Raw genomic sequence first — 5,688 nt, forward strand, 5'->3', positions numbered from 1 at the left:
GTGGATCTGGGCCGACCAGCTCGCATCGACGCTGCAGCGCGTCGTCGCCAACGGCGGGACCGTACACGGACCGCCGCAACTCGACAACGGCGAGCGCTGGCTCGCAGAGATCGATGACCCGGCCGACTCCACCACTGGGACGTCGAGCACCATCACGGACACATCGGCGACCCGAATCTCGAGGTCGGCAACGGCGTGCTCGTGTGGTTCGGTGAGGTGGCCGACTTCGACGTCGTGGTCGAACGCGCCGCGCAGCTCGATGCGATCGTCGTGCAGCCACCGCATCGCAACCCGCCCGAAGGTCATGGCAACGGACCGGCGCATCGGGAGATCTGGATCAAGGACCCCGACGGCTACACCGCTGTGATCGCCAGCCCCGACGGCGAAGCGTTCGAGCAGTAGCCCGGAGCACCGTACCGCAGCTGCGCCGGCCTGCGGTGGACCCGTGCCGCGGACACGTGGGTTCGCCAGGGGACATGTGCGGTGTGCCAGGGACACCCTCGAGCGTGTCTCTCGACGACCTGCGGTGTCCCTCGCTCCTGGACGCCGCCGACACCTGGGGCGAGCCGGTAGGTGGCCGTGTCGACGTCGGTCCCGTCGAGGACGACGAAACAGGAGATGGCCTGCGACTACACCGTTTCGCGCTTCCAGCCACATCGTGGCAGTCGCCATCCGGATAGCGTGGAGCTGACGGCGACGCGACGACGAGGACACCGTGAGACGTACGGCGCACACGCGCACGAGGCTCGCGAACGTGCTGGTGATCGGGACCGGCGCCGCGGGACTGCGAGCGGCCATCGCGGCGCACGAGGCAGGCTGTCAGGTCGTGATCGTCGGCAAGCGCCCGCGCGACGACGCGCACACGGTGCTCGCGGCGGGCGGCATCAATGCGGCGCTGGGGACGGTCGATCCCGAGGACAGCTGGCAGCTGCACTTCGCCGACACGGTCAAGGAGGGCTACTTCCTCGGTGACCCCGCGACAGCGGAGATGATGGCACGTGAGGCGCCGGCCGCGGTGCTCGAGCTGGCCGACTGGGGATGTGACTTCGCGCGGCTGCCCAACGGTGACCTCGACCAGCGGTTCTTCGGCGCCCACGCCTACCGACGCACGTGCTACGCCGGGGACTACACGGGTCGGGCGATCATCCAGACGTTGATGCGACGGGTGACCGAGCTGGACATCCCGATCGCGCAGAACACCTACGTCACCGATCTGCTCGTGCATGACGGCACATGCTTCGGCGCGTATGCGTTCGACCTGCAGAGCGGCGATCGGACCGTGTTCGTCGCCGACGGCGTCGTGCTCGCGGCGGGAGGGCACACCCGGCTGTGGCGACGCAGCTCATCACGGCGCGACGAGAACACCGGCGACGGCATGGCGTTGGCGCTGCGTGCCGGCTGTCGCCTGGCGGACATGGAGCTGGTGCAGTTCCATCCGACGGGCATGGTCGTGCCCGAGCAGATGGCCGGCACGCTGGTCACCGAGGCCGTCCGCGGGGAGGGGGGTCGGCTGGTCAACGCCGACGGCGAGCGTTACATGCGGCGCTACGACCCCGAACGTCTGGAGCTGTCGACCCGCGACCGGGTGGCACTGGCCAACTACACGGAGATCGCGGAGGGCCGCGGCACCGCCAGCGGCGGGGTGCTGCTCGACATCAGCCATCGCGACAAGGACTTCATCCTGCAGCGACTTCCGCGGATGTACCGCCAGTTCCTCGACGCGCTGCTGTTGGACATATCGCGATCGCCGATGGAGGTCGCGCCGACCGCGCACTACTCGATGGGAGGGGTGATCGTCGAGCCGGAGCACCACGCGACCGACGTTGACGGGCTCTACGCGGCCGGTGAGGTCACCACCGGCCTGCACGGCGCCAACCGCCTGGGCGGCAACTCGCTGGTCGAGACGCTCATCGCAGGGCGGCACGCCGGTGAAGCGGCCGGGGCGCGGTCGGCCCGACTCGACGTGCAGCTGCGGCACCGGCGGACGATCGACGAGGCCGCCGAGCGCGTCGACGCGATGATCCGTCCCGGCGACGAGTTCGCCCGCCCCACCCAGCGTGCGCTACGGGACACGATGTGGGAGCTGTGCGGCGTCGTCCGCAGTGGGAACAAGCTGGAACGCGCACTGGCGGAGATCACTGCGATCCGCTCGACCGCAGCCCAGCTCGACGTCCGCCCGTCGTCGGAGGGCTACGCCGACCTCGCGCATGCGTTCGACCTGCAGGCGTCGTTGGTGTGCGCCGAGGCGACGGTCCAGGGTGCGCTGGCGCGTCGCGAGACCCGTGGATGCCATGCGCGATCAGACTACGCGGAGCTGGACCCCGAGCTTCGGGTCAACTTTGTCGTCCAGATGGCAGATGATGGGTCGCTGTCGCTGAGTTCGCGACCGGTCGCGCCGGTGCCCGACGAGCTCGCCGCGTGGATCGACGACCAGCAGCTCGAGTCCACCGGCCGTCTGCTCGAGTAGCAGGAGGAGCTCACCCCGGCAGGCCGACCACAATCCGTGACGTGTCCAGGGTGCTGGTGGAGCGGTCGTTCGAGGTGCCGGTCCCGCTCGAGCAGGCGCGGGCGGCTCGCCGACGTGGACGCCTGGCCCACTTGGGCGCACCACATCGCCGATGTCCGCACGACGCCACCAGGACCGGTGACGGCGGACACGTCCGGGTGGTTCCGGTTCCGTCCGGCCGGCCGGTCGCGGTTCGCGATGACCGACTTCGACCCGCTGCGGTCGTGGACGTGGAGCGGTCGAGCGATGGGTGTGACGATCGCCTACGAGCACACCTTCGAGGCGGTGTCGCCTGCTGTCACGCGGCTCGTGTGGCGCGTTTGCTCGCGCGGACGGCATGGGCTGCGCGCTCGCCTGTTCGCTGCGGTCTACGGCCGGCTCATCGACCGTGCCTGGCCGCGGTTCCGTGCCTCTCTGTCCCCGGCGTCGCCGACCGACACCTGATCATCTCGCGCGGTGCCAGCGCTTCCGGTGCTCCCGCCGCCCGTGTAGCGATGCGACCGGCAGAGGTGCCACACGATCAGGGCGCGGGCCACCGGCCGACCACACAGACGGCGTGGGCGGCGGCCAGCGGTTACGCGGTGCTCGTCCTTGGTGCCGCGGGGGCGATGCTGGAGCGCGGCGCGCCACCGTTCGGTGCGCCGGGTGATGAGGTCAGGGCGTTCTTCGCGCGGTACCGCGGTGAGCTGCTCACCCAGAGTGTGGTGTTCGTGCTCGCCGCCGGGGCGAACCTGTGGTTCCTCGCCGGCCTACGCGGCTACCTGCAGCGCGCCGAGGGCCGCAACGGTGTGCTTGCAGCGCTGGCGTTCGCCGCCGGTGTGACCGGGGTCGCGATCGGTGCGCTGATCCATGCGCCGCAGGTCGCGCTGGCGACCCGGGCGGGTGCCGGCGTGGCACCGGAGGTGGCGGGGATCGTGGCCGACCTCGGGTACGGACTGTCGCTGATCGCGTTGGTACCGATCGCCGTGATGCTCGCCTCGGTTGCGGCGGTGTCGTGGCGTACAGGTGCGTTCCCGGCGTGGGTCGGCTGGGTGTCGGTGCGTGGCCCGGTCGCGCACGTGGTCGGGTGGTTCGGCGTCATCGTGGACAGCGGACGGCTCGCACCCGGAGGGTGGTTCACGTACGTCCCGTACGGGCTGTGGATGGTCTGGCTCTTCGTGGTGACCACCATCATGGTCGCCCGACTCGGCAGGCCGACGCCCACGCCCGAGGTCCCGTCCGACCGAGAGGGTTGCCCGCGCCGACCCGCGGTAGGACCGTTCGCTGGGGGCGGACCCCCGAGGGTCAACGGTGACTTCGCGGTCATGCCTGATCGGGAATGGTCAGGATCGGAGGGTGCCGGTCGACAGACGTCCACCACGTGGCGGATGCTGACCGTCCGGCGAGCCTGATGGGGCGATCGCCGGCACGCGACTGCAACGGGGTGGCCGGCACGGAAACGGGGAGTCCGCGACGCCTCGACCGGGGATGCTCGGCGGACAGCTCTGCACGGAGGCTGTCATGGTGATCCGCATCTGGCGGGGATGGACCCGCCCCGAAGACGCCGAGGCGTATCGCGACTACATGACGCGTGTCGCGCTGCCCGGCTACGCGCGTGTCGATGGCAACCTCGCGGTGTACATGACGAGTCGGCGCGACGGTGATCGTGAGGAGTTCGCCATGATCACGGTCTGGGAGTCGCTCGACGCGATCCGGGCATTCGCCGGGGACGACCATGAGCGCGCCGTGTTCTATCCGGACGACGATGCCTACCTGGTCGACCGCGAGCGGACGGTTCGCCACTACGATGTGTACGGCAGCCATCACGCGCCCACGATGTGAGGCTCAGCCACGTCGCGGATCTTCGGCGGCGAGGACGGTGGATTTTGGACGCACGCGCTGTCCGAGCTGATCGGCCCTCTGTCGGCGACGCCCCGACGGCCCACACGGTGTAGCTGACCTTCCAGCTCAGTCGGTCACGTGGCACGCGCCTGCTGGCGAGTCCTCACCCAGCCGGCGAACGCCTCGATTCCGTCGACGACATGGTCGAGGCGCAGCGAATGGAAGAGGTCGAAGGTGTGGGTCGCGCCAGGGAGCTCCGCATACACGACCGGGTTGGACGACGTGGTCGGCAACCGCTCGACCAAGCGTCGGGCGTCCTCGACGATCACGGGTGTCCTGATCGCCGTGTGCCACGAAGAACGGCGGCGCGTCAGCTGTGAGGTAGGCCAGCGGTGAGGACGGCGGCCCGCCGGAGCCGTCGACCGGCCCGTAGTATCCGTACAGGCTGATGGCGGCGGCGACCGACGTGTCCACTTGCTCGAACCCTGGCTGGAACGCGGGGTCGGGGGTCAACGCAGCCAGTGAGGCCAGGTAGCCGCCCGCCGAGCTGCCTGCGACGAAGACCACTGTCGGGTCGGCGCCGTACTCGTGACCGTGCTCGCGCAGCCACGCGATGGCCTTCGTGAGGTCGATCAGGTGCTCGGGAAACGTCGCGACCGGGCTCAGGCGGTAGTTGGCGCTGACGCACACCCATCCCTGGCTGGCGTGCCGGTTAAGCAGGGGGCGCGCCTCGCGGCTCCTGCTGCCGCTGCGGTACGCGCCGCCGTGCAGGTGAATCAGCGTGGGACAGCCCGCGGGACGGGACCGGTGGCCGTAGACGTCGAGCAGGTTGTGCCTGCCCGCGTCGTCGGAGCGGATGTCGGTTACCCGCTCGACGTCGCGGCGACGGACGAGGAACGGCGCGACCAGGATGCGGGCGACCGACACGCGGCGACGCAACCGGGCAGCCAGCCCGGCATCGATGGCGCCATCCTGCGCCGAGCCCGTCATCCACGGCGTGGTCGATCGTTGGGCCTGCCCGCAGTCTCCGCCAGGCGACGCGCGCGAGGCCGAGCATGGTCACGACGGCCCATTGATGTGGTGGTCGTCGTCTCCAGCGTGCAGGCTCGACGTCGGTGCGACATCCGCCGACTCGGGGCGGGCTCGATGCCCGGAGATGCCGGGGCCATGAGGCCAAGGACCCGTGCCTGCGAGGTCGACGGGCCCTGCCCGGCGCGCGGACGACGTCGGATGCTGGTCGGGACCAGGGGTGATGCCGGTGGACAGGCTTACCGCGGAGGATCGGCGATGAAGCCCCGAGGTGACGACGCGGTCCTGCCCGATGTGGGATTCGGCTTCTCGAACGCGTCCGCGCTCGCAAC

At 70.2% G+C, this 5,688-nt stretch carries 6 protein-coding genes; 5 read left to right on the forward strand and 1 reads right to left on the reverse strand.

Going from position 1 to position 5,688, the window contains the following annotated elements:
* The first annotated feature begins 195 nt into the window (after window positions 1–195).
* The 5 genes from VK923_02105 (at window position 196) to VK923_02125 (ending at window position 4,327) form a co-directional block, all read left to right on the forward strand.
* Window positions 196–402 (forward strand): hypothetical protein, encoded by a 207-nt coding sequence (locus tag VK923_02105; GenBank protein HSJ43460.1) that lies wholly within the window; start codon window positions 196–198, stop codon window positions 400–402.
* Window positions 403–715: 313 nt separating this feature from the next.
* Window positions 716–2,467: an FAD-binding protein gene (locus VK923_02110; protein HSJ43461.1), complete on the forward strand. Its 1,752-nt coding sequence runs from the start codon at window positions 716–718 to the stop codon at window positions 2,465–2,467.
* A gap of 177 nt (window positions 2,468–2,644) precedes the next feature.
* Window positions 2,645–2,950: a hypothetical protein gene (locus VK923_02115; GenBank protein ID HSJ43462.1), complete on the forward strand. Its 306-nt coding sequence runs from the start codon at window positions 2,645–2,647 to the stop codon at window positions 2,948–2,950.
* A gap of 50 nt (window positions 2,951–3,000) precedes the next feature.
* Window positions 3,001–3,897, forward strand: a complete 897-nt coding sequence (locus tag VK923_02120) for a hypothetical protein (protein HSJ43463.1) — start codon at window positions 3,001–3,003, stop codon at window positions 3,895–3,897.
* A gap of 109 nt (window positions 3,898–4,006) precedes the next feature.
* Window positions 4,007–4,327: an antibiotic biosynthesis monooxygenase gene (locus VK923_02125; protein ID HSJ43464.1), complete on the forward strand. Its 321-nt coding sequence runs from the start codon at window positions 4,007–4,009 to the stop codon at window positions 4,325–4,327.
* Between the two features lie 126 nt (window positions 4,328–4,453).
* On the opposite strand, the gene VK923_02130 is transcribed toward VK923_02125, so the two are convergent.
* Window positions 4,454–5,317, reverse strand: a complete 864-nt coding sequence (locus VK923_02130) for an alpha/beta hydrolase (GenBank protein ID HSJ43465.1) — start codon at window positions 5,315–5,317, stop codon at window positions 4,454–4,456.
* Window positions 5,318–5,688 lie beyond the last annotated feature (371 nt).

It is taken from the genome of Euzebyales bacterium (assembly GCA_035461305.1).
GTDB lineage: Bacteria > Actinomycetota > Nitriliruptoria > Euzebyales > JAHELV01 > JAHELV01.